Origin of the sequence: Nocardia acididurans, from assembly GCF_016741815.1 — a bacterium.
GTDB lineage: Bacteria > Actinomycetota > Actinomycetes > Mycobacteriales > Mycobacteriaceae > Nocardia > Nocardia acididurans.
Genome location: NZ_JAERRJ010000018.1, coordinates 45,477 through 69,073, shown reverse-complemented (window position 1 = coordinate 69,073; position 23,597 = coordinate 45,477). Strand labels below are relative to the sequence as shown.

General features: G+C 68.8%; 23 protein-coding genes. 11 read left to right on the top strand and 12 right to left on the bottom strand.

What is annotated here, in order from left to right:
- Nucleotides 1-101: 101 nt before the first annotated feature.
- Nucleotides 102-1,115, top strand: a complete 1,014-nt coding sequence (locus JK358_RS40540) for an MHYT domain-containing protein (RefSeq protein ID WP_201956892.1) — start codon at nt 102-104, stop codon at nt 1,113-1,115.
- A 174-nt stretch (nt 1,116-1,289) separates the two neighbouring features.
- A complete protein-coding gene (locus JK358_RS35175; RefSeq protein WP_201956889.1) occupies nt 1,290-2,882 on the top strand; it encodes a Na+/H+ antiporter in 1,593 nt (530 codons plus the stop codon).
- Between the two features lie 2 nt (nt 2,883-2,884).
- Here the strand turns inward: JK358_RS35175 and JK358_RS35170 are convergent, their stop codons facing one another.
- From JK358_RS35170 to eat, 5 genes are all read right to left on the bottom strand, one after another.
- Nucleotides 2,885-3,940 carry a DUF418 domain-containing protein gene (locus tag JK358_RS35170; protein ID WP_201956881.1) on the bottom strand — a complete coding sequence of 352 codons (1,056 nt, stop codon included), beginning with the start codon at nt 3,938-3,940 and terminating at the stop codon, nt 2,885-2,887.
- Between the two features lie 118 nt (nt 3,941-4,058).
- Nucleotides 4,059-4,697 (bottom strand): YdcF family protein, encoded by a 639-nt coding sequence (locus tag JK358_RS35165; RefSeq protein ID WP_201956879.1) that lies wholly within the window; start codon nt 4,695-4,697, stop codon nt 4,059-4,061.
- Between the two features lie 61 nt (nt 4,698-4,758).
- Nucleotides 4,759-5,556 (bottom strand): ethanolamine ammonia-lyase subunit EutC, encoded by a 798-nt coding sequence (eutC, locus tag JK358_RS35160; RefSeq protein ID WP_201957084.1) that lies wholly within the window; start codon nt 5,554-5,556, stop codon nt 4,759-4,761.
- Between the two features lie 289 nt (nt 5,557-5,845).
- Complete coding sequence (locus JK358_RS35155) at nt 5,846-7,258, bottom strand: ethanolamine ammonia-lyase subunit EutB (protein WP_201956876.1); 1,413 nt, start codon at nt 7,256-7,258, stop codon at nt 5,846-5,848.
- A complete protein-coding gene (gene eat, locus JK358_RS35150; protein ID WP_201956873.1) occupies nt 7,255-8,679 on the bottom strand; it encodes an ethanolamine permease in 1,425 nt (474 codons plus the stop codon). The genes JK358_RS35155 and eat overlap by 4 nt, the downstream gene beginning before the upstream one ends.
- Nucleotides 8,680-8,883: 204 nt before the next feature.
- Between eat and JK358_RS35145 the strand changes: the two genes are divergently transcribed.
- Nucleotides 8,884-9,729 (top strand): rhomboid-like protein, encoded by an 846-nt coding sequence (locus tag JK358_RS35145; protein ID WP_201956860.1) that lies wholly within the window; start codon nt 8,884-8,886, stop codon nt 9,727-9,729.
- Here the strand turns inward: JK358_RS35145 and JK358_RS35140 are convergent.
- Genes JK358_RS35140 through JK358_RS35125 form a run of 4 tightly spaced genes read right to left on the bottom strand, consistent with a single transcriptional unit; the run spans nt 9,610 to nt 13,061 of the window.
- Nucleotides 9,610-10,815: a cation:proton antiporter gene (locus JK358_RS35140; protein ID WP_201956856.1), complete on the bottom strand. Its 1,206-nt coding sequence runs from the start codon at nt 10,813-10,815 to the stop codon at nt 9,610-9,612. The genes JK358_RS35145 and JK358_RS35140 overlap by 120 nt on opposite strands.
- Before the next feature lie 5 nt (nt 10,816-10,820).
- On the bottom strand, nt 10,821-11,303 hold the full coding sequence (locus JK358_RS35135) for a cation:proton antiporter regulatory subunit (protein ID WP_201956852.1): 483 nt from the start codon (nt 11,301-11,303) through the stop codon (nt 10,821-10,823).
- 55 nt (nt 11,304-11,358) lie between these two features.
- Nucleotides 11,359-11,721 (bottom strand): DUF952 domain-containing protein, encoded by a 363-nt coding sequence (locus JK358_RS35130; protein ID WP_201956849.1) that lies wholly within the window; start codon nt 11,719-11,721, stop codon nt 11,359-11,361.
- Nucleotides 11,722-11,735: 14 nt separating this feature from the next.
- A complete protein-coding gene (locus tag JK358_RS35125; protein WP_201956846.1) occupies nt 11,736-13,061 on the bottom strand; it encodes an aldehyde dehydrogenase family protein in 1,326 nt (441 codons plus the stop codon).
- Between the two features lie 135 nt (nt 13,062-13,196).
- On the opposite strand from JK358_RS35125, the gene JK358_RS35120 reads away from it, so the two are divergent.
- The 6 genes from JK358_RS35120 to JK358_RS35100 all read left to right on the top strand — a co-directional run bounded on the left by JK358_RS35120 (nt 13,197) and on the right by JK358_RS35100 (nt 19,342).
- Complete coding sequence (locus tag JK358_RS35120) at nt 13,197-14,231, top strand: AraC family transcriptional regulator (protein ID WP_201956843.1); 1,035 nt, start codon at nt 13,197-13,199, stop codon at nt 14,229-14,231.
- Between the two features lie 169 nt (nt 14,232-14,400).
- Nucleotides 14,401-14,844: an acyl-CoA dehydrogenase family protein gene (locus JK358_RS35115; protein ID WP_201956840.1), complete on the top strand. Its 444-nt coding sequence runs from the start codon at nt 14,401-14,403 to the stop codon at nt 14,842-14,844.
- Between the two features lie 36 nt (nt 14,845-14,880).
- Entirely contained in the window at nt 14,881-16,122 is a 1,242-nt protein-coding gene (locus JK358_RS35110; protein ID WP_307817889.1) for an RNA-guided endonuclease InsQ/TnpB family protein, read from the top strand.
- 468 nt (nt 16,123-16,590) lie between these two features.
- Nucleotides 16,591-16,785, top strand: coding sequence for a DUF7455 domain-containing protein (locus JK358_RS39670; protein ID WP_231084934.1), 195 nt, complete (start codon nt 16,591-16,593; stop codon nt 16,783-16,785).
- 270 nt (nt 16,786-17,055) lie between these two features.
- Complete coding sequence (locus JK358_RS35105; protein WP_201957081.1) at nt 17,056-18,780, top strand: DEAD/DEAH box helicase; 1,725 nt, start codon at nt 17,056-17,058, stop codon at nt 18,778-18,780.
- A 1-nt stretch (nt 18,781) separates the two neighbouring features.
- On the top strand, nt 18,782-19,342 hold the full coding sequence (locus tag JK358_RS35100; protein WP_201956827.1) for a hypothetical protein: 561 nt from the start codon (nt 18,782-18,784) through the stop codon (nt 19,340-19,342).
- 143 nt (nt 19,343-19,485) lie between these two features.
- On the opposite strand, the gene JK358_RS35095 is transcribed toward JK358_RS35100, so the two are convergent.
- On the bottom strand, nt 19,486-19,935 hold the full coding sequence (locus JK358_RS35095; RefSeq protein WP_201956824.1) for a GNAT family N-acetyltransferase: 450 nt from the start codon (nt 19,933-19,935) through the stop codon (nt 19,486-19,488).
- Nucleotides 19,936-19,987: 52 nt separating this feature from the next.
- On the bottom strand, nt 19,988-20,554 hold the full coding sequence (locus tag JK358_RS35090; RefSeq protein WP_201956810.1) for a class I SAM-dependent methyltransferase: 567 nt from the start codon (nt 20,552-20,554) through the stop codon (nt 19,988-19,990).
- A 54-nt stretch (nt 20,555-20,608) separates the two neighbouring features.
- Between JK358_RS35090 and JK358_RS35085 the strand changes: the two genes are divergently transcribed.
- Both JK358_RS35085 and JK358_RS35080 read left to right on the top strand, forming a co-directional pair.
- Entirely contained in the window at nt 20,609-21,376 is a 768-nt protein-coding gene (locus tag JK358_RS35085) for an AraC family transcriptional regulator (protein ID WP_307817888.1), read from the top strand.
- A 159-nt stretch (nt 21,377-21,535) separates the two neighbouring features.
- The gene (locus JK358_RS35080) at nt 21,536-21,985 is read left to right on the top strand and encodes an excalibur calcium-binding domain-containing protein (RefSeq protein ID WP_201956795.1); all 450 of its coding nucleotides are present in this window, start codon (nt 21,536-21,538) and stop codon (nt 21,983-21,985) included.
- A 27-nt stretch (nt 21,986-22,012) separates the two neighbouring features.
- On the opposite strand, the gene JK358_RS35075 is transcribed toward JK358_RS35080, so the two are convergent.
- Nucleotides 22,013-23,563 (bottom strand): APC family permease, encoded by a 1,551-nt coding sequence (locus tag JK358_RS35075; protein WP_201956792.1) that lies wholly within the window; start codon nt 23,561-23,563, stop codon nt 22,013-22,015.
- Nucleotides 23,564-23,597 lie beyond the last annotated feature (34 nt).

Sequence of the window (23,597 nt, the reverse complement as noted above, 5' to 3'; positions counted from 1 at the left end):
GGAAACCTTTCCGTTCAATTTCCCAATCGGACAACTGCCCGGTAGTGTGCGCACGTCGCAATCACTCATTGTGAAATCCCCGTTCTGGCAATGGAGTTCGTGTGCTGGAGATTCACCACTTCAGCTACGGGTGGGTGACACCCGTGCTGGCCTACATCATGTCCGTCACCGGCTCCCTGCTCGGACTCCGCTGCACGGCGCGCGCCCGGACGGGGGAAGGACGCACCGGCTGGCTGATCGCGGCGGCCGTCGCCATCGGCGGCACCGGGATCTGGGTCATGCATTTCATTGCCATGCTGGGCTTTTCCATCCGCGGCGCGTCGATCCGCTACAACGTGCCGGTCACCCTGCTCAGCGCCGTGATCGCCATGGTGGTGGTGTACGCGGGATTGTCCATCGTGGCCAAGGGCCGGTCGGGGTACTGGTCGCTGCTGGCCGGCGGCGCGGTCACCGGCCTGGGCGTGGGGGCCATGCACTATTCGGGCATGTACGCCATGAAGTCGGACGCGAAGATCGAGTACAACGTGGGGATCGTGACGTTGTCGATGGTCATCGCGGTGGTGGCGGCGACGGCGGCGCTGTGGTTCACGCTGCACATCAACGGGATCTTCGCCACCATCGGCGCGGCGTTGATCATGGGGGTGGCGGTGTGCGGCATGCATTACACCGGCATGGCGTCGATGAGCGCCCATCATGTCGGGCGCGGCATTCCGGCGGGTGCGGGCGCGATGGAGCTGCTGGCCCCGCTCATGATCAGCGTGAGCATGGTGACCATGGTGTTGCTGATCCACGTCGGGCTCACCGAGGTGGATGAGCGCAGCCGGATGGCGGAGCCACAGCGCGCCCCGCTGCCGCGGCATGACGCGTGGTCGCTGCAGGCCGAACACGGTGTGCCCCAGGGGACTGTGCCGCCGGGCACACCGGGACCGGCCACGGGTGCTCCCGGCGCGATGCCCGGCACTCCGATGGCCGCCGCGAACTCCGTTCCGCCGCAGGGCAAACCACCGGTGGCGCCGCGGCAGCCGGGCCGCACCGGCCACGGCTCGGCGGCGAACGGTCCCGGCCGGGGCCTGCCGTCGGCCGGTATGTCGCAGGATCGGCGTAGCGCGTCGTAGCGGCGCGCCCGGCTGCGCCGGGTGAGGCCAGGATTCCCGATGCCCGGGACCCGGGTTTCATATTCCGGGATAGCCGCCGGACTTCCTGAGAGTTCGGCGACGCGGACCAGGTAGCCGCTGAGAGAACCGTCCGGTTGTTCGACTTTCGAGTGCATCGGCAGCAAACTGGCCTGCGTGCACTCGCAGCTGGAATTGATCTTCTTGGTCCTGTTCGCGACCATTCTGGCGCAGCCGCTCGGCAAACGGCTGGGTCAGGCGCCCGCCGTCCTCATGACGGCCTTCGGCGTGGTGCTGGCCCTCATCCCCGCGGTGCCGGAGATCCACATCGACCCGGATCTGATCCTGCCGCTGGTGCTGCCGCCCCTGCTGTACGCGGCCGCGCGCCGCACCTCGTGGCGGCAGTTCGCCGACAACTGGGGTGCCATCGGCCTGCGCGCCGTGGTGCTGGTGATCGTCACGGCCGCCGCGGTGGGGTGGGCCTTCCACGCCTGGTATCCGGCGATTCCCATTGGTGCGGCCATCGCGCTGGGGGCTCTGGTCGCGCCGCCGGATCCGGTGGCGGTGTCGGCGCTGGCGGGCAAACTCGGTCTGCCGCGGCGTCTGGTGTCGGTGCTCGAGGGTGAGGGGCTGTTCAACGACGTGACCGCCATCGTCGTCTATACGGCGGCGATCTCCGCGGTGGTCACCGGACAGTTCTCCACCTGGGGCACGGCCCGCGAATTCCTGGTTTCCGGGGTGGTGGCGGTGGTGGTCGGGCTGCTGTTCGGCTGGGCGGGCAGCACGATCATGCGACGGCTGGGGGAAGCGCCCTGGCAGGTGGCGCTCGGCCTGCTGCTGCCCTTCGCGGCCTACGGTGTCGCGGACGCGCGTGGGGGTTCGGCGGTGCTCGCGGTGCTGGTGTGTTCGCTGTATCTCACCGATGCCGCAACGGATTTCAGCGACAGCGACTATCGGCTGGTCGGTGACTCGTTCTGGGAGATCACCGAAATGCTGGTCACCGGTTTCGCTTTCGGCCTCATCGGACTGGAGTTGAGCACGGTGCTGCGCGACGCGGGACCGGAATGGCCGCGCTATCTGGGCGGTGCGACCGTGGTGATCGGCGTGGTGGTGGGGCTGCGACTGGCGTGGCTGCTGGCCACCACCGCGATCTTCCAGGGCTGGTGGCGGCATCGTGACGCCGACGAGCCCTACACCTGGCGGGAGACGGTCGTCACCTGGTGGGCGGGTATGCGCGGCGTCGCGACTGTCGCACTGGCACTGGCGGTTCCGCTCACCACCGCCGACGGCGAGCCCTTCCCCGGCCGCACCGAGATCCTGTTCACCGCCTTCGCCGTGGTGCTTTTCACGCTGCTGCTGCAGGGGCCGACGCTGCCCGCCGTGGTGCGGGCGACCGGTGTGCACGCCGATACCGAGCAGGAGCGCGCCATCGAATTGCGTTTGTGGGGGCGGGTTCTGGAGGCCGAACTGGTGCGACTCAAGCAGGTCGCCCTCGAGGAGCAGTTGCCCGAGGACGTCTACGAACGCCTGCGGGACGGACTGGAACGCCGTCTGGCACAGGCGGACCCGGAGGCCGCCGACCGGAATGCCCGGGTGGCCACCGACCGGACGCTCGCCTTCACCAAGCGCATGCGCGCCATCACCAACGATGTGCTGGACGCCGGTCGCGCCGAAGCGCTCGCCGCCCGCCGCGAACCCGGTATCCCACCGGATGTGGTGGACCGCGTCATGCGCCGCCTCGACCTGCGCTCCAGGTCCGGCGCACCGTAACCCTAGATCCTGCTCACCGTAACCGGCTGCGACAGTGCGGAATTCGCCGCCTCGGCGGCGACTGTCCGCTCACCGCCGATTTCCGCTTCTGCCCGCGGCATATCGGCCGCCGGGGCCGCACCAGCCCAGGTGAGACGCCGCACCAGCCATTCGACCGGCCCCTGGTCGAATCGCTTCAGCCACAGCATCGACACCGTCGCCTGGAGCGCCAGGATGATCGCGCACAACACCAGCGTGCGGTCCCACGCGCCGTCGTCCTCCGAACCGAGGCCCAGCGGTTCCGCGACAACGCGGACGGCCACGACGATGAGGGTGGCGGCGAGATAGTTGGTCAGCGCGGTCCGCCCCAGGGCGGTGAGCGCACCGCCGATCACCCCGGAGCGGGTGTGCACCAGCATGGATACCGCGCAGGCGTACACGGCGGCCAGCAGCAGGCCCGCACCGACCGAGGCGCCCGGATGCGTCGACTGCCACATGACCGCGACCACGGCGGCCGGCGTGAGCAGGGCGAGCAGCAGCGGCGGCACCCAGGATCCGGCCTGTTCGACGCGGCGCGGCAGCTCCGCCGTCCCGGCCGCGAAGCCGAGCAGGAACAGTCCGGGCACCATGAGCGGTCCCGACCCCACCGTGACCGCGGCGACGGTGCACACGCCGCCGACCGCGGCGGTCGCGGGCACGGCCCATCGTGTGGGCAGGAAGGTCGCGGGCAGCAGCAGGGTGAGGGCCACGATCGCGTACGGCAGCAGCGCCTCGCCGGGCTGCAGCAGTTGATGCAGGACGCCGAGCACGCCGAGCGCGAGGATCCGGCGCAGCAGCACCAGCCGGGGTGAGGCGGTCCGCCGCCGCGCCGACTGCCACATGAGCGCGAACCCGATCCCGAACAGCACCGAGAACAGCGGAAAGAACCGGTGGTAGACGCCGAATTCCAGCCATCGCACCACCGGATCCACGGTCCCGTTCGGCGTGGTCGACAGCCGCAGCATCGCGGGCGCGTTGACGAAGAGAATTCCGCACAGGGCGAATCCGCGAAGAATGTCGAGGCTCGGGATTCGTCGCATGCCGATCATGATTGTCTGCGACAGCCACCCCTGGGATCACCCGAAAGGCTCGAGTACCCTCGCGAATCTCATCCCATCGGATGACTTTCGTCCCGGGGTACCCGGCCCGCGCACCGGCCTAGGCAGCCGCTTCCCGGCTCACCCGCGGCACCCGCCCGGCCATGACGAGCACCGCGACGAACTCCCGCAGGTACGCGAATCGCGTCAGGCACCGCGAGGTTCGCGCGCCGACGACCTCCGCCCGCAGTCCGAGCACCCGAACCAGCCCCGCCGTCCGCAGCACGTGAAAATCACTGGTCACAACCGTGATTCGCGCCGCATCCGGGTCGATCCCGCGAATCCGCATCTCCCGCACCGCGAACCGCAGATTCTCCTCGGTATTGCGTGCCCGATCCTCGACGACCACACCCTCCCGGGGAATCCCGGCTCCCTCCAGATACCGCGCCATGGCCTCGGCCTCGGTCACCTCGTCATCCGCGTGCAGCCCACCGGAAACCACTACGACAGGCGCATTCCCACGCTCGCGCTCGACCCGGTACACCTCCACGGCCCGGTCGAGCCGTGTGGTGAGCAGCCGCCCCGGCCCACCCTCGCGCAGCCGGCACCCCAGCACGACGATCACCTCGGCCCCCGGCCGATGCGGCCGCCGCGCACAGCGCAGCGTGTACCCGGTGAAGGCCAGCAGTTGCGCCAGCATGAGCAGAAGCAATCCGGCCAGCACAGCACCGGCGGCGGGCAACGGGCGTTTCGGCGACATCACCGCAACCATACGTTCCCGGCCGCGACGGGGCTCAGCTGCCATGCTCCGGACATGGATATCAGGAGGCGGCGTCTCCGGCCTCGAGTACGAGGAGCTCGGCCGCGTCCAGTGACGAGTCCGCGGAGGTGTCCTTGAGGTCTACCCCGGAGCGCCCCAGGCGGCGGGCGCCGTCGACCAGGCCGGCTGCGACCTGGGCGGCTCGGGTGTAGGTGAGGCCTTCGGGCGGATGGATATTCGAGATGCAGTTGCGTTCGGAGTCGGCGCGGCCGGGGCGGGGCCGGTGCGTGAGGTAGATGCCGAGGCTGTCGGCCACCGAGAGTCCTGGGCGTTCACCGATGAGTACGAGAAGTGTTGTGACGCCGAGGGCTTCGCCGATGTGATCACCGAGCGCGACCCGCGCCTGGGTGGCGATGACCGGCGGTGCGAGGGTGTATCGCCCGCCGAGGGCCTCGGTCAGGGCCGCGACCATGGCCACCCCGTGGTCGGTCAGCGCGCGTGGCGACAATCCGTCCGCCAGCACGATGCCGATATCCGCGCCGGTCGGCGTGATCGCGGAAAGGCCCTGTCCGGCAGCGTCTCCCGTGGCATCGGGCAGTCTGCCGAGGTCCGGTCTGCGCAGGTACTCGGAACGATCACCGGCTCGGCTGGCGATATGGACGGGCTCCCCCAATCCCAGCGCGGCCACGGCGGCGCTGAACGAACCCACGTCGAGGGGGCGATGCACCGCGTCGCGGGCGGCGGCGTGTGCGGCGCGCAGCGCCAGCACCTCCGCGGTGGGAAGGGCATCTCCGGTGCGCCCCAGGCCGATTCGCGCCTGCGTGGTGTGCCGGATCTCGCTCCAGAAGTCGGTCGGTATCGCCGGCGCCCGCCCCGATTCGAGTGCGGGCGAACCGGTCTGGGCCGCCGAGCGGCCTTCGGCGTGCACCGCCGAGCCGGCTCCGCCGCCGGATGGGTGATCCACCTCGGCGAGGTGCGGGTTCACGCTGGACCTCCTTGCTCCGACCCCGCGGGGTTCGGTCGGCAGCCCCCGCCGAGGCGGTGGGCCGGTCGCGGGCCGCGCGTGCTGGCGGCCTGATCATGCTGTGGCGCAGGGCCTTCGGCGCGTGCGGGCACTATCCACGCCCCGCCCGGACAGGTGCGGTGGTTCATCGAGCACTCACCAGGGCGCGCAGTGGCGACGACAGCGGTTCCACCGGGAGGACGCGCCCGTCGGGCGACAACATGCCGAGACGGTCGAGCCACGCCTTGAACTCGGGGGCGGGGTCCAGGCCGAGAACCTTTCGAGCGTAGAGGACGTCGTGGTAGGCGAGGCTCTGATAGCCCAGCATCACGTCGTCGGCGCCGGGGACCGCGATGACGAAGGCGCAGCCCGCCGCGCCCAGCAGGGTCAGCAGGGTGTCCATATCGTCCTGGTCGGCTTCGGCGTGGTTGGTGTAGCAGACGTCCACGCCCATGGGCAGGCCGAGGAGTTTGCCGCAGAAATGATCTTCGAGGCCGGCGCGGATGATCTGCTTTCCGTCGTAGAGGTATTCGGGGCCGATGAAGCCGACCACCGTGTTGACCAGCAGCGGGTCGAGGTCGCGGGCGACCGCGTAGGCACGGGTCTCCAGGGTCTGCTGGTCTACGGGCTTGCCACCGGTGCCGAGGTGCGCTTCCGCGGAAAGGGCTGAGCCCTGGCCGGTTTCGAGGTACATGACATTGTCGCCGACGGTGCCGCGCCGCAGCGAGCGGCCTGCCTCGTTGGCTTCGCGCAGCAGTGAGATGTTCACGCCGAAGCCGGAATTCGCGCCTTCGGTGCCCGCGATGGATTGGAAGACCAGATCCACCGGGGCCCCGGTTTCGATGAGCCCGAGGGTGGTCGTGACATGGGAGAGCACACAGGACTGGGTGGGGATGTCGAAGCGGCGGCGCACCTCGTCGAGCAGGTGCAGTAGGTCGGCGGTGGCCTGCGGCGAGTCGGTGGCGGGGTTGATGCCGATCACGGCGTCGCCACAGCCGAGCAGCAGGCCGTCGAGCACCGCGGCGGCGATGCCGCGCGGGTCGTCGGTGGGGTGGTTGGGTTGCAGGCGGGTGGCGAGGGTGCCGGGCAGGCCGACGGTGGTGCGGAATCCGGCCCGTACCTCGACCGCTCTGGCCACCGCGATCAGATCCTGATTGCGCATGAGCTTGCTGACCGCCGCCACCATCTCGGGGGTGAGCCCGGGCGAGACCACGGCCAGCACGGCAGCCGCGTCCGGGCGGGCGGCGGCGTCCAGCAGCCAGTCCCGCAGCCCGCCCACGGTGAGATGCGAGATCGCTTGGAACGCACCGCGATCGTGGCTGTCGATGATGAGCCGGGTGACCTCGTCGGTCTCGTAGGGCACCACCGGATCGTCGAGGAACATGGTCAGCGGCACCTCGGCGAGCGCCCACTGCGCGGCGGCGCGTTCGGCGTCGGAATGCGCTGCGCACCCTGCCAATTCGTCGCCGCTGCGACGCGGGGTGGCCTTGGCGAGCAGGTCGACCAGGCCGTCGAAGGTGTGGTTCGTGCCGCCGATTCGCTGGTGGTACACCGTCATTCGAGCTCCTTCTCGGCGCGGGCGAGGACGGCGAACTCCTCGTCGGGTGAGGAGGCGACCAGCCGATGACGGCTGTAGAGGCCGAAGTAGAGCATGAAGGCGCAGAAGGCCGCGAGGGTCCAGCCTGCGGCGACCGGGTCCACCAGGAAGGTGGCGACCACGGCGACGCAGGCGATGACGAGGGCGAACCCGGTGGTGACGATGCCGCCGGGGGTGCGGTAGGGCCGCCGCATTCCGGGTTCACGCACCCGAAGCACGATGTGGCTCACCATCATCAGCACATAGCTGACGGCCGCGCCGAAGACGGCCATGTTCAACAGCATCGCGCCCTCCCCGGTGAGCGAGAGCCCGAATCCGATGATGCCGGGGACGATCAGCGCCGGCACCGGCGCTTTGCGCGCGTTGGTCACCGACAGGCCGGTGGGCAGATATCCGGCGCGGGAGAGCGCGAAGGTCTGCCGCGAGTACGCGTACACGATGGAGAAGAAGCTGGCGATCAGCCCGGCGAGGCCGATGTAGTTGACCACGGTGGCGGCGGTCCCGCTGCCGAGCGCCTCCACCAGCGGGTTGCCCGACTGCGAAAGCTTGTCCGCGCCAAGGGCTCCCGTGGAAAGCACCAGCACGGCGCCGGCGGTGACCAGCAGCACCAGCATGGCCGCGATGATCCCCCTGGGCACGTTCTTCTCCGGATCCCGCGCCTCCTCGGCGGCCAGCGGCACGCCTTCCACGGCGAGGAAGAACCAGATGGCGAACGGCACCGCCGCCCAGATCCCGAACGCGCCGAACGGCAGGAACGACGAGCTGCCAACGGCATTCGGGTCGACCGGGATGTCGGTGAGGTTGGCGAGGTCGAACTTCCCCCACGCCACGACGGCGAAGATCGCCAGCCCGACCAGCGCCACCACGGTGATGGCGCACATGACCTTCAGCGCCTCCCCCGCCCCGGCCAGGTGGATGCCGATGAAGAGCGCATACACCGCCAGGTACACCCACCACCCGTCGGTGATCCCGAACAGGTGCAGCGATTCCACATAGCCGCCGATGAAGGTGGCGATGGCGGCGGGCGCGATGGCGTATTCGATGAGAACCGCCGCGCCCGTGGCGAATCCGCCCCAGGGTCCGAGGGCCCGCCGCGCGAAGGTGTATCCCCCGCCCGCGGCGGGCAGGGCGGCGGACAGTTCTGCCATGCCGAGCACCATGGCCAGGTACATGCCCGCGATCAAGACGGTGGCGATCAGCAGTCCGCCGAATCCGCCCTGGGCCAGACCGAAATTCCATCCGGAGTAGTCCCCGGAGATCACATAGCTGACGCCGAGTCCGGCGAGCAGCACCCAGCCCGCCGTTCCGGTGCGCAGGGTTCGTTTCGCGAGATAGTCGTCGGTGTCTTCGACGGTCTGCGCCGTCCGGCTGGCGGTCGTCATACGGTGGTTCGCACTCCTGCACGGTTGTCGATCAGTTGACCAGGATTGGCCGCAGCTCTGATCCTCCGCGCGAATATTGCTGTCGTGTAACCAGCGTTTTCCCCGGGTATTACCCCGCGTAAAGTCTGGAAACCTCGTATCACCTGCGGTTATCCCGAGCTGCCGCTACCCGGGATCCGGCCCGCCCGGAGCTACCATCGTCGGATGGCAGCGAGTACCTACCAGTCGCCCTGGGTCCGCACCATCGATCTCGCACAGCAGTGGCGGCGTATCCGGGCCTGGGGGCGGCAGCCGCAGCGGCTGCGCCGCCTGCTCGCCGCCTATCGCACGCTGCTGGCCGCCGCGCCCGCCTCGATCGCCTACGCGTTCACCCTGTTCGTCACCTGGTGGACGCTGCGCGGCACCAGCGACGCGTTCGATCGCCGGCTCATCCTGTCCGCGTCCACGAATCTCCGGAATCTGCAACATGATCCGATCCAGGTACTGGTCGCCTCGGCGTTCTGGACCGAGGGCGGTTTCCCGTGGTCGGAGATCCTGATCCTGTTGACCTTCATGGCGCTGGCCGAACGCTGGCTGGGTTCGCTGCGCTGGATCCTGGTGGTGGCGAGCGGCCACATCTGCGCGACATTGATCGTGGCGGTCGGTATCGCGCACAAGGTGGACAAGCATCTGATTCCGCTGCGCGTGACGGTCGCCGCCGATGTGGGCCCCAGCTACGGCATCTCGGCCATGCTGGCGGCCCTGGCCTTCCGATTACGCGGTCCGGCCCGCTGGATCTGGGCGGCGGGCCTGCTGCTCTTCTACGGCGCCGCGCTGTGGCAGGGCCGCACCTTCACCGACTACGGTCATTTCTTCGCCGTGCTCATCGGTTTCCTGATCGGCGGCGCGGCGGTGGTGGTGTCGCGCCGGGTGCTGCCGCTGCTGCGGCGTTCAGCGCCCGATCGGATCGGCGGTCGCGCCGGGGTCGACGACGGGCTTGTCCCGCTGGAAGAACCGGACGGTGGGCTCGACCAGGCGCGCGGCGATCGGCCCGAGCACCGCCATCACTAGCACGTAGGCCGAGGCGAGTGCGGCCAGCTGCCCGTCCACCCCGCCCATCGAGACCGCGAGTCCGGCGATGACGATGGAGAATTCGCCGCGCGCCACCAGCGCCGCGCCCGCCCGCGCGCGGCCCATGCGGCGGATGCCCTGCCGCTGCGCCGCCCACCACCCGGTGCCGAGTTTGGTCAGCGTGGTGACCACAGCGAGCAGGATCGCCCAGCCGAGCACCGGCGGGATGGCGCCGGGATCGGTGCTGAGCCCGAAGGCCACGAAGAAGATGGCGGCGAACAGATCCCGCAGTGGTTCCAGCAGTTTCGCCGCCTGCGTGGCGGTGGATCCGGAGATGGCGATGCCCAGCAGGAACGCGCCCACCGCGGCCGAGACGTTCAGCGCCGCCGACACTCCCGCGACGAGCAGGGCCGCGCCGAGCAGTTTGAGCAGGAACACCTCGTTGTCGTTGCTGTCCACGATCGCCGACACGTAGCGCCCGTACCGCAGCGCCACCACGAGCACCACGGTGATGGCGAGCAGTGCGATCCCGAGGGATTTCAGTCCGGCGGCGAAGCCCACCCCGGCCAGCACCATGGTGAGGATCGGCAGGTACACCGCCATGGCCAGATCCTCGAACACCAGGATCGACAGGATCACCGGCGTCTCCCGGTTGCCCAGTCGCCCCAGGTCGTTGAGCACCTTGGCGACGATGCCGGAGGAGGAGATGTAGGTGACGCCGCCCATGGTGACCGCGCCGACCACACCCCACCCCAGCAGCAGCGCGACCACCACGCCGGGCGTGGCGTTGGCGACGATGTCGAGCAGACCGGCCAGCCAGGACCGGCGCATGCCGGTCACCAATTCGGCCGCGGTGTATTCCAATCCGAGCAGCAGGAGCAGCAGCACCACACCGATTTCCCCGGCGAGGTGCCCGAATTCGGTGGCGGCCTGCATCTCGAAGACGCCGCCGCTGCCGAAGGCCAGACCGCCCAGCAGGTAGAGCGGGATGGGCGACATGCCGAACCGACCGGCGACCCGTCCCAGCATGCCGAGCGCGAACAAGATCGCGCCGAGCTCGATCAGGGCCAGGGCGGTCGTGTCCACCGCGCTCAGCCGTCGGCCAGGATCCGCGCGGCCGCGTCCAGGCCCTGCGGGGTTCCGACGACGACCAGGAGGTCCGCGGAGTCGAGGACGAAATCGGGTCCGGGCGAGGGGTGCAGCTGTCCCGCGCGCATCACGGCCACGATGGAGGCCTTGGTGCGGGTGCGCATGGCGGTCTCGCCGAGCATGCGCCCGAGGTAGGGCGAGTCACTGCCGATGGGCAGCTGCCGGGTGGTGATCCCGGGCAGGTCCCGGTGATCTTCCTTGAGCTTCTCCACCAGCTGCGGCGCGCCCAGCAGATTGGCGAGTACCGCGGCTTCGTCCGTGGTCAGCGGCACCTGCGCCAGGCAGGCATCGGGATCGTCGCGCTGCGACACGATCAGGTCGATGGCCCCGTCCCGGTGTGCCACCACCCCGATCCGGCGCCCCGAGCGCACCTCGAAATCCTTCCGCACACCGATACCGGGCAGCGCTGTCACATCGACATTCACGCCCACCACAGTAAGACACGACACGCCCGACACGCCGACCATCGGCACGCCGTGCCTAGACCAGCGGCGCGAACTCCCCGTCAGCGCCGGGTTCGTACGCGGTGACCTCGGTGACGGCCGTCAGCGGCAGCGGCCCGTACAGGTGCGGGAACAGCATGGACGCCGGATCGGTGGGCACCCCCGGCTCCCATTTCACCGGCGAGTTGAGGCGACCGGGATCCAGCCGGAGCAACACCAGATCCGACCGCCCCCGGAAGATCCGATTGGCGGGCAGATGCGCCTGATACGGCGCGGACAGGTGGATGAACCCCACCTCCTCCAGCGACGCCGCCCGATACTCCCCCGCCTCCTGCGCGGCCTCCCATTCGGCGCGAGAGCAGATGTGTACCAAGCTGTTCGGCGTCGTGTCGGTCTGCACGAACCCCACTGTAGTCAGTACGGGACGGGGTGGGCGATGTGCAGGGAGACGTCGTTGATGCCGACGCGGATGGGGGCGAAGCGGCCGGCGGCGCGGACTGCGGCGGCGGTGTCGGCGGTCCAGATGCTGGCGCAGGGGCCGGCGGGTGGGCGCAGGGCGAGTTCGAAGGCTTCGCCGGCGTCGGCGACCCGGACCACGGGCAGGATCGGGCCGAGGGTTTGCTGGGTGAGTACGGCCATGGTGGGGTCGACGTCGCCGAGGACGGTGGGCTCGAAGGTGTGGCCGGTGCCGGTGCCGCCGCAGCGCAGGGTCGCGCCCTTGAGCAGGGCGTCGCGAACCTGATCTCGGATGCGGGCGACCTGGGAGGCGGAGGTCATGACACCGGCGCCCGGCTCGTCCCCGGCCAGGGGTGCGAATGCGGCGGCCTCGTCTACGAGCCGGCAGAGAAACGGTTCGTAGACGCTGCTCTCCACGTAGATGCGTTCTACGGAATTGCAGGATTGCCCGGAGTGTGCCAGCGCTCCCAGGGCAATACAGGCCGCCGCCTGATCCAGGTCGGCATCCGCGAGGACCACCGCCGCGGATTTCCCGCCCAGATCGAGACAGCACGGGATGAGGCGGCCGGCGGCGCGCAAAGCGACCACCTTGCCGGTTTCCACGCATCCCGTGAAACGAACGAAATCCACACTGTCGAGGACCGCGGGGCCGGCGTCGTGCCCGGCGACGGTGTCGAAAACCGCTGGGGCGCCGACACTTGCCCAGCCGTCGGCGACCGCGCGCATGGTGAGCGGCGTTTCGGAGGAGGATTTCACGATGACCGCGGCGCCGGCCACGAGTGCGGGCACGGCGTCGAACATGGCCAGCGCCAGGGGATATGTCCAGGGCCCGATGACCCCGACCACCGCGCAGCTGCGGTCGGTGACGGCCAGCTGCATGGCGGCCGAAGGACGCAGGGACAGTTGCGGATACCGGCCGCCGAGGAAGTCGGCGGCCTGGGCGCGGTAGTGGTCGAGGGTGTCGACGGCGAGGGCGAATTCCGCCTCGGTCTCGGATTCGGGTTTGCCGGTCTCCCAGCCGAGCAGGCTGACGACGGTATCCCTGTTGTCCAGCAACCAGTTTCGGAACATGGTCAGCCAGTGCACACGGCCCACGACGCCGAGCGACCGCCATAGTTCGCTGTTGCCGCGCAACCGTTCGACGGCGTCCCGCACCCGTTCGGGGCTGTCGGTGGGGATGGTGTCGATCACGTGGCCGTCGGCGGGCGCGATCACGGTGAGCATCGGCGGACGGACCTTTCCGGCATCCGGCACCCGGACGTGCGGGGCGCGCACTGTGTGCATGAATCTCACCGTATGGCTGAGGGTTTCGGGCAACCAGCCCACAATGGGCCAGGAATCGGCGAATATAGGCCGCACCAGGCAACTTACCGACCGGTAACAGCTCTACGGACGCCGAAAGTTTGCGAGACTGCTTGAGTGACGGAAGAGTTGGCGCAACTGCGATCCATGACCAGCAGCGCGCTGCTGGCCGATTTCGCCGTCGGCCGGGGTCTGTCGTTGCGAACCATCCTGCAGGACACCGGCATCAGCGAAGCCGCCCTGCGGGAGGCGAACACCGAGGTCACCCTCGTCCAGGAATTGACGCTCATGCGCAATGTCGTCGCCGCCACCGACGACGAACCCGGCATGGGCCTGCTCGCCGGGCTGCTGTGCCATCCACCGTCCTTGGGCGTCTTGGGTTTTGCGCTGATGAGCAGCCCCACCATGCGGCACGCCATGGAGGTGGCGCTGCGCTATTCGGACCTGTCGTTCACCGCCGCCCGGCACTGGATCGACGACCGCGGCGTGGACGTGTGCGTCGTGCGCGACGACAGTTTCCTCCCTCCGGAAATCCGGCGTTTCTGCTTGGAACGTGATCTGGCGGCCATCGCCACCGTGCAGCAGGACCTGATTCCCATCCGCTTCCCCGCGGTGCGCGTGGAGCTCTACGTGGATCCGCACCCCATCTACGAGATGTTCGGCGCGGTCTTCGGTGTCGAGGAGGTGCAGTTCTCCATGCCGCAGTCGCGCATGTTCTTCAGCGCCGCCTCCCTGGAAACCCCGCTCCCGCAGTCGAATCTGTCCACCTCCCGCTACTACGAGCAGCAGTGCGCCGACCTCATGGAGAGCCGTCGCAGCCGCAGCGGGCTCAGCGGCCGGGTGCGCCAGCTGCTCATCCGCCACGGCGGCTCCGCCGATCAGACCCGCATCGCCGCCGACCTCGATGTCAGCGTGCGCACGCTCCGTCGCCGACTGGCCGAGGAGGGCACCACCTTCCGAGAACTGTCCACCGAAACCGTCGGCATGCTTGCCGAAGAGTTGCTGATCGCCGGTCTCACCGTCGAGCAGGCCGCCGACCGCCTCGGTTACGCCAGCGTATCGGCCTTCGCCTCGGCCTTCCGCACCTGGAAAGGCCAGTCGCCCGGACATTTCGGACGTCTGCATCGCGGCCGCTCGGCCGTACGCTCCTAGCCCCGGCCACGGTCGGTTTCGGGAGGTGACCGACTGATTTCGTTCGGGCCGGGTAACTCACCGGGTACGTCCAGAATTCAGATACCCACCTGACCGGCAGCACGCGTCCGCGACGCCAACGGCACCCCGCCGCGCGCAAAAGTCGCGGGGAGGCGGCATTGTGGAAAGCATGCAGCCGTCCTTGATCATGTCCGCCCGCGATATCGAATTCCTGCTCTACGACTGGCTGGACGTGGAGGCGCTCACCGGGCGGGAACGGTTCGCCGACCACTCCCGCGAGACCTTCGACCAGGTACTGCAGCTGAGCCAGGAACTGGCCACCAGGTACTTCGCCCCGCACAATCGCGAGAACGATCTGACCGAGCCGACGTTCGACGGCGAGAAGGTGCACATCATCCCCGCCGTCGGCCGCGCCCTGCGCGCCTTCTCCGACGCCGGGATGATGGGCGCGGCAATGGATTACGAGATCGGCGGCATGCAGCTGCCGCATACTGTCTTCACCGCCTGCATGTCCTGGTTCCACAGAAGTGTCGCATCGGACCCCGACTCAGCCTGCCAGCCACTCCAACCCCCTTGCAACACGCGACATTTCGGGCTTGCCGCACCCGAATAGGTCCGCTGCGGCCAATGAGAACATAGCGTTCATTTTGTGCAGCTACGATACCGGTACCGCCTTGAACCCACTCCGAAGCAACAAGCGGCGCTGGCGTGCGCGTTCGGATGCGCGCGTGTGGTATTCAACGATGCACTCGCGGCCCGCGAACAAGCACGACGCGACGCCAAGCCCTACATCGACGATGCAGAATTGTCCAAAGCACTCACGAGAGCAAAGGGCACCACCGAACGCACCTGGCTGTCCGACGTGTCGGCAGTGGTACTGCAGCAGGCCCTCGCAGATCTGAACACGGCCTACCGCAACTTCTTTCATTCCCTTTCCGGCAAGCGCCGCGGCCCGCGTATGGGACCGCCTCGGTTTCGATCCCGCCGTGACACCCGGCAGACGATCCGGTTCACACGCAATGCTCGCTTCGCAATCACCCCAGGCGGAAGGCTCCGGCTGCCGAAGATCGGGGAGCTCAGAGTCCGGTGGTCACGAAACCTCCCGGGTGAGCCGTCCAGTGTCACCGTGATCTTGGACAGCACCGGTCGGTACTTTGCATCATTTGTTGTCGATGTCGAATCAAACCCTTTGCCGCACACTGATACCGAAGTAGGGATCGATCTCGGCCTGTCGTCGTTCGCCGTCCTCAGCGATGGCACCACCATCGCCAACCCTCGATTCCTTCGCAACGCCGAGCGGCGACTGGCCAAAGCCCAGAAGTCACTGTCCCGCAAGGAGAAGGGCAGCAAGAACCGAGAGAAGGCCCGCATCCGGGTAGCCAAAGTACATGCCCGGGTGAGTGACGCACGCCGCGATTTCGCGCACCAACTGTCGACGAAGATCGTTCGCGAGAACCAAGCGATCTATCTCGAAGACTTGTGTGTGGCCGCGTTGGCGCACACCCGGTTGGCAAAATCAGTGCACGACGCCAGCTGGAGCCTGTTCACGACCATGCTGACCGAGAAGGCCGCCAGGTACGGTCGCGACATAGTTCGGATTGACCGATGGTTCCCATCGACTAGGATGTGCTCGGCGTGCGGGACAGTCGACACAGCCAAACCTCTGGCGATTCGTTCGTGGGATTGTTCGCGCTGCGGCACTTCCCACGACCGAGATCTCAACGCCGCCCGCAACATCCTCGCCGCCGGACGGGCGGAGAGGCTAAACGCCTCCCACGCAGGTGGGCGACACTCGACCGGTGTCGGTGGAGCGCATGTAAGACCTCACCCCGGTGTGGCAGCGCGCGAAGAAGCAGGAACCCACCGATCGCATGCTTCCACATGCGCGTAGGAATCTCTGGCCTCCGGACCGGAGAGGACGTCAATTCTTCCGCTGGGAATTGCCGCGCACCGCAGCGATGTTCGCGCTCCTGGATTCCCGTGATCGCACGACCCTCGATCTGGACCCTTCGTGGCTGTGAGCTTGCTACCTCGTGGCCTGAGGGTTATCCAATCGGAGTGTGAGTGTCGGACGTGCCGGGTAGTCTCCCGATAGACAACTCGATCAGCGTGAAACGGGAGCGGTCATCCGGCTCCCGCGGGTATTCCCCGAGGCCTGTTCGCTTTCAGCGAAACCGCAGGTCGTGTTAGGCAAAACACAGAGGAAACTCCACGGGAACAAAGACCGATAACCAAACGTCTGACAGAGTAGTCATCAACCACTGCTGGGAAGTAGCGGTAGCGAGGTTCGCGGAGTGGACCGCGAGCCCCCACACTTGGCAAAGGGTGTGCGAGCACCCGGAGCCGGGACGGAGGAGTCATGCCAGGAACCCTGACAAGCACCCCACTGACCGCGGTCGACCGTTGTGACCGCTGCGGCGCGGGAGCACGTGTACGTGCGACCCTTCCCGCCGGTGGTGAGTTGCTCTTCTGCCAGCATCACGCCAATGAGCACATGGATCGTCTCCGTGAGCTCGAAGCCGTGATCGACACGGAGTCGGCACCGGCGCTGTAACAGCTCCTCCACCTCGAGGGCTTCGGTTTCAGCCTCGAGGGGTCCGCTCGACAATTTCATCTTCCCAACAGAAAACCCGGCAGCGGGCGACCAGACGGTCGCCCGCTGTTGCGTTTCCGGGCACCCGGCGTGATCGCCGTCACAGCACGGCGTATGCCTATGTGCACGATTCGCGCCGATTGGATACAACCGAGATTGTCCGGCCTGATCACCCCGAGTCGAGGAGTCGCCCTGTCCCCCGTGCACGCCACCTATCTGCCCGACCAGCACATGTTCGCGGTCTGGACGTGGACCGGGCACGCACCCGGCCGCGCGCCCGACGGGATCGGTGAGCCGGAGACGGTCGAGCTGGCCGTGCCCGGACCGGACGGGATCGCGGTGACCGGGGTGCCGAGCGCGCTGGTCGAACCGGCGCGGTTCGCGGGACTCGAGCTGGCGGAGGCCGGGGCGTCGGTCGCCGCCTGGCGGGCCGCGTTCCACGGTGACGCGCCCGCGCTGCCACCCGCGGCACACGCGGTACCCAATGCCGCCGGTACCGCCGTGGTCGCCGCCTCGCGGGCGCTGGGCGCGTTCGAGCGCACCCTCGCCCTCGACGCCGAGCTGCGGTCGTCGCTGAAGGCGGAGCTGCGGCCGTATCAGGCGCGCGGCATCACCTGGCTGTGCGAAGCCACCGGCACCTACGGCGGCGCGGTGCTCGCCGACGAGATGGGCCTCGGAAAGACGGTGCAGGCGATCGGCTTTCTGCTGGGGCGCGCGCAGGACGGACCGCAGCTGGTGGTCTGCCCGACCTCGCTGGTCGGCAACTGGGTGCACGAGATCGAACGGTTCGCGCCGGGCCTGCGCGCGTCCGCCTACCGGGGCGGTGAGCTGTCGGCGGAGGCGGGAACGGTGGTGGTCACCGGCTATCCGACGCTGCGCGGGCACGGTGCGGCGCTGAGCGGAACCCGGTGGGCGAGCACGGTGTTCGACGAGGCGCAGGTGCTGAAGAATCCGCGCACCCAGGTGGCCAAGGCGGCGCGCGCGATTCCGGCGCAGGTGCGGGTGGCGCTGACCGGCACACCCGTGGAGAACCACCTCGACGAACTGTGGGCGCTGCTGAATCTGGTGGTGCCGCAGGAGTTCACGCACAAGGCGCAGTTCCGGCGGCGGTACGTCAAGCCGATCCACGAGGGCTCCGCGGCGGCGGTGATCCGGCTGCGGGACGCACTGGAGCCGATCGTGCTGGCGCGCAAGAAGTCCCAGGTGGCCACCACCCTGCCGCCGAAGATCCACGCCGATCTGGTGTGTGATCTCACCGACGAGCAGGAACGCCTCTACGACCGGCTGCTCGACAAGGCCGAGTCGGAGGGCTTCGGGTCGGGCGCGGCCCGGCACACCCGGGTGCTGGCGGTGCTCACCGAACTGAAGCAGGTGTGCAACCACCCCGGCCTCATCACCGGGGAACTCGACGAATTGCCGGGCCGCTCCGGCAAATTCGATGTCTGCTTCGACATCCTCGCCAACAATGTCGAGGTGGGTGCGCCGACGCTGGTGTTCACGCAGTACCGGCGCACCGGGGAATTGCTGGTGCGGCAGTGCGCCGAACAGTTCGGGGTGACGGTGCCGTTCTTCCACGGCGGCTTGAATCAGGCCGAGCGCGGGAAGATCGTGAAAGACTTCCAATCCCCGGACGGCCCACCGGTTCTCGTGCTCAGCCTGCGGGCGGCGGGCACCGGCCTGACCCTCACCCGGGCCGCCGATGTCATCCACTTCGACCGCTGGTGGAATCCGGCGGTGGAGGCGCAGGCCTCCGATCGCGCGCACCGCATCGGGCAGACCCGCACCGTCACGGTCACCACGCTGACCTCGGGCACCACCGTCGAGGAGCACATCGCGGGCATGCACGACCGCAAGTCGGCGCTCACCGACCTCACCGATACCGCCGGGGTGGCCGCGCTGGCCCGCCTCGACGACGACCGCCTGTTCGAACTGCTGCGCCGGAAACGAGGCAACTGATATGCCCGACAACGACTTCGGCTACACCCCGTGGGGCAAGGACTGGGTGCGCCTGGCCGAACCACTGTCCCTCACCAAGCCCGAACCCCTGCTCCCCCGCGCCCGCAGCGTCGCCCGCAACGGCGGCGTACAGCTCGAGATCGACGGCGTCCACGTGAAGGCCGCCATCCATCGCGGCGCGGAAGCCTCGGTCACCTATCTGGAGCTGACCCCGCTGCCCGCCGCGACCGTGCGCGCCATCGCCGACCACATCCCGGCCGGCGCCCTCACCCTCGGCGACGACGTGCACGCCGCCCTGCGCGCGGCGGGCATCACCCTGGCCCCGGTGCTGGCGAACGCCGACTGTTCCTGCCGCGCCCGCAACCAGCGCTGCCTGCACATGCTCGCCACCTGCTACGCGCTGGCCCTGCGGGTGGACCAGAACCCGTGGCTGGCACTGGATCTCCAGGGTTACCGGATGGCGCGCGACGGCGAGGAGGAGGCCGTGGACCTACCCGCGCCGCGCTGGACCGCGATCGAGGCGCTGGACCCGGCCACGTTCTTCGACGTCCCCGTCGGCTAGCGGCCCACCGGCGTGCGCGCCCGTCGGATAGCGCCCCACCAGCGTGCGCGCCCGTCGGCTACGCACTCGCCGGTCAGCGCACCCACCGGCGTGCGCGCCCGCCGGTCAGCGCGCCCGGCGACCACCGCGTCGCGCACGCTGCCTCACAGGGCAAGTCGCAGCAGCGGCAGGGCCCGTCCGGAGGACCGTGAGACGGACTCACCCACCCGCACCGCGCCCAGGTGGAGGTAGAACGTCTCGGCCCTGGGATCGGACTCGATGTCGAGCCGGGTGAATCCTTCGGCGCGTGCGCGTTCCGCCGCCTCGAGCAGCAGATCGCGTCCCACGCCGCGGCCCATCGCCCAGGGATCCACGAAGAGCAGATCCAGTTCGCCGTGGTCCGGTTCGCCGACCACGGTCGCGAGGCCGGCGGCCCGGCCCTCGACTTCGGCCACCAGCGTCCGGTGCGGCACCACCTGTTCTGGGTGCAGGGTCAGTTCCGGCCGCACCCGCTCCAGGAACTCCGCCGGATAACCCCAGTGCGCCTTGGACCGCATCACCAGTTCGGTGAGCTCCGCCGCTTCCTCCGGCCGTCCGAGTCTGATCGACATCATCTGACCAGGCTAGGCACCTGCTCGCCCGGCGATCGAATGGTTTTCCGGCGGTTCAGGGCCGCCGGGCGCGGAAGCGGAACATGGTTGGCGCGGTGTCGATCTCGATATCGGTGAACCCGATGCGGGTGAGCCGATCGGCCAGGGTCGCGGGCGGCACCGGCACGCAGGTGTCGCCGAGGTGCATGAGCCGGAAGGCCGGGCTGTTCAGCCCGTCGCTGCCCGCGAACACTCCGCCGGGCCGCAGCACCCGCAACGCCTCGGCGAACAGCTCGTCCTGCGCTCCCGGCGACGGCACGTGATGCAGCATGGTGAAGCACACCACCGAGCTGAATTCCTTGTCCGGCAACGGCATAGCGGTGCCGTCGCCGTCGATGACGCGCAGCTCCGACGCGTGCCTGGTGCGCAGTCGCGCCGCCAGTTTCGGATCGATCTCCAGTCCGACGAGTTCCGGTGTGCGTTCCCGTAGCGTGCGCACATTCGCGCCGTACCCCGGTCCGACCTCGAGCGCCTTGTCGCCGAGCTCCACCTCCCGCAGCGCCCACGGCACGATACGGGTGGCGGTCACCCGCTCCCATACCGAGGACCGGCAGCACAGCTGGTGAAAAATGTTCATCCCCATACCGCCACGTTAGGACGCCCTAACCGAGACCGAAACGGCCTAGAGTGACAAACCGTGTCGCCAAACAGCCACACCTCGGTATTCCCCGCTCCCACCGGTCCCACGGCCATGGTGTTCGGCGCGGGTGTCCTGCCGCCGGGGCTCTGGTTCGACGAGCACGAGCATCCGCAGCACCAGATCGCCTGGGCCACACAGGGTGTCATCACCGTGGAGACACCCGGGGGCCGCTGGGTGCTGCCGCCCACCCGGGCGCTGTGGATTCCCGGCGGGGTACGCCACCGCACGGGCACCTACGAGGGCGCACACATGAGCGGCATCTACCTGGAGCCGGACCGCACCCCCGTCGTCTTCCCCGCGCCCACCATGCTGCGGGTGACCGCGCTGCTGCACGAGCTGTTCGGCCACCTCACCGCCGTGACCACCCCGGATACCCAGCGCCGCCACGCGGAGACGGTGATCTTCGACCTGCTGGAACCGGTGGACGTCATACCCATCGGCGCGCGGCTGCCCGAGGATCCGCGCGCCCGCCGGGTCGCCGACGCGCTGATCGCCGACCCGGCCGATCAGCGCACCCTCGCCGAGCTCGCCGCCGACGCCGCCGCCAGCCCGCGCACACTGGCTCGCGCGTTCCTGGCGGAGACCGGAATCACGTTCGGCCACTGGCGAACTCAGATCCGGCTGGCCGCCTCGCTGCCGCTGCTCGCCGACGGCCTGCCGGTCTCGCGGATCGCCGCCCGCGTCGGCTATGCCACCCCGAGCGCCTATGTCGCCGCGTTCCGCCGCGAGGTCGGTATTCCGCCCGGCCGGTATTTCGCCCGCTGAGGTCCGCGAAGCGGCGGGTACTCAGGGCGAAGCATTCAGTTTCCGGAAATCCCCGCGACTGTCCGGCGGGCGTGGCAATGTGTGCGCCCGGCCGGGAAGCGCCTGGGGGTCTGCTCGAATTCCCGGTCGTGTCAACACATTCGACCAATTGGGAATTACATGAAGTATCGACATATCGTGCTGCTCGCGGCCGCGGCGATCACCGCCGTCGCCATGGTCACCGGTTGCGGTAGCAGCACCCGGTCGACCGCGAAATCGACCACGACCACCACGGTCGCGGCAGCCACCACCACGACCACCACCACCACCACCACCACCACGGTCGCACCGGCCACGACCTCACTCCTCCCGCCGGCCCCGACCACAGCGCCCGCGGGAGCGCCGAGCGCGCCGACCGTGCCGGTGGAACCGGCGCCGGAGGTGCCCACCAGGGTGGAGGTACCCGCGCCGCCCGCGGTGACCGTGCCGCCCACGACCCAGGCCGCGTCGGCGTACTACAAGAACTGTGCCGCGGCCAAGGCCGCCGGTGCCGCGCCGCTGTATCGCGGGGATCCCGGCTACCGCTCCGACCTGGATCGCGACGGGGACGGCGTGGCCTGCGAGAAGTGAGCCGAGCCTGCCGCGTGGCGAACGAGATCAGCTGCGCGGCAAGGCATCCGATTCGATGATCGTGTCGGAGGGTTCCGGCAGTTCCCGGGCGAGCACCTCGCCCCGGAAGAACGGGGGCATGATCTTGGCGAGGATCACGTAGATCACCACGCCGATGAGCAGGGTGCCGACGCCGAGCAGGAATGTGCTGCCGATATGCCAGTGCGGCGGGAACGGCATACTCCAGGACGCGGTGTCCTCGGCGGGCGCGAACGAGGTCACCGCCGTCCAGCCCGCGGCGAACAGCAGTGCGAAGCCGCCGAGTGCGGGCAGTACGCCCTTCATCACGAGAGCCCGTGGGTCCGAGGCGAATCGGTCTCGATACAGCCAGGCGCAGCTGACCCCGGTGAGGCCGTAGTAGAGCCCGATGGAGATGCCGATGGCGGTCACCGCGTCGGCGATCATGCGCCCGCCGGAGGCGAAGTTCAGCACCACGTACAGCAGGATCGACAGTCCGCCGAACACCCAGGTCGAGAAGATCGGCGTGCGGTAGCGCGGGTGGATGCGGGCGAAGGCGTCCGGCAGCGCGTGGTGCAGGGCCATCGAGTAGGTGGTGCGCGCGGTGGGCAGGATGGTGGTCTGGGTGGAGGCCGCGGCCGAGGTGAGCACCATCAGGAACAGCAGGTGCACCAGTACCGAACCGATCGCGCTGTCGCCGAAGACCGCCGTGCCGAGTGCGCCCAGAACGTCGTCGACGTGGTCGGGGTTGGCCAATCCCAGTCCGTCCGTACCGGTTCCGGCGAAGGCCTGGGCGGCCACCGTGACGAGCAGGTACAGCCCGACGAGGGTGATGGTGGACAGTACCGCCGACCGTCCGGGCGTATGCCGCGGGTCCACGGTCTCCTGGTTGACCGCGACGGCCGAATCCCAGCCCCAGTAGATGAACACCATGAGCAGCAGTGCGGTGACGAAGTCGGAGAAGGAGCCGATCGCGAACGGGTTGAACCATTCCCAGTGCGGCAGGCTCGATCCGGCGGGTGCGTTCCCGAGCAGCACGCGCGCGAGCGCCACCACCGAGAACACCGCCAGCATGCCGAATTCCACGGCCAGCAGCCACGACTGCAGCCGCGCGGACACGTCGATGCCGAATACGGCGACCAGCGTCATGGCGATCAGGTACACGATGCCCAGCGCCAGCACCCACGGGCTGGTGGCGTCCGAGCCGATCCCGTCGGCCCCGAGCAGCAGGAAGGTGTACTGCGAGCTGATCTGCGCCAGGCTCGCCATCACCAGCAGATCCGAGACCACGATGGCCCAGCCCGCCATCCAGCCGGTGAACGGTCCGAAGGCGCGGGTGGCCCAGACGAAGGTGGTGCCGGGATCGGGTTCCACCGCGTTGAGATCGCGATATCCGATGGCCACCAGCAACATCGGAATGAACGCCAGCACGACGATGACCGGTGATTGCAGGCCGACGGCGGCCACCACCAGGCCGAGGGTGGCGGTGATGCTGTAGGCGGGTCCGGCCGAGGCCACGCCGATGACGACGCTGGAGGCCAGGGAGAGCGCACCGGATCGCAGGGTGCTGGGCTGTGTCACCGGCTAAGCGTAAGGGCAATCAGTCAGCAACACT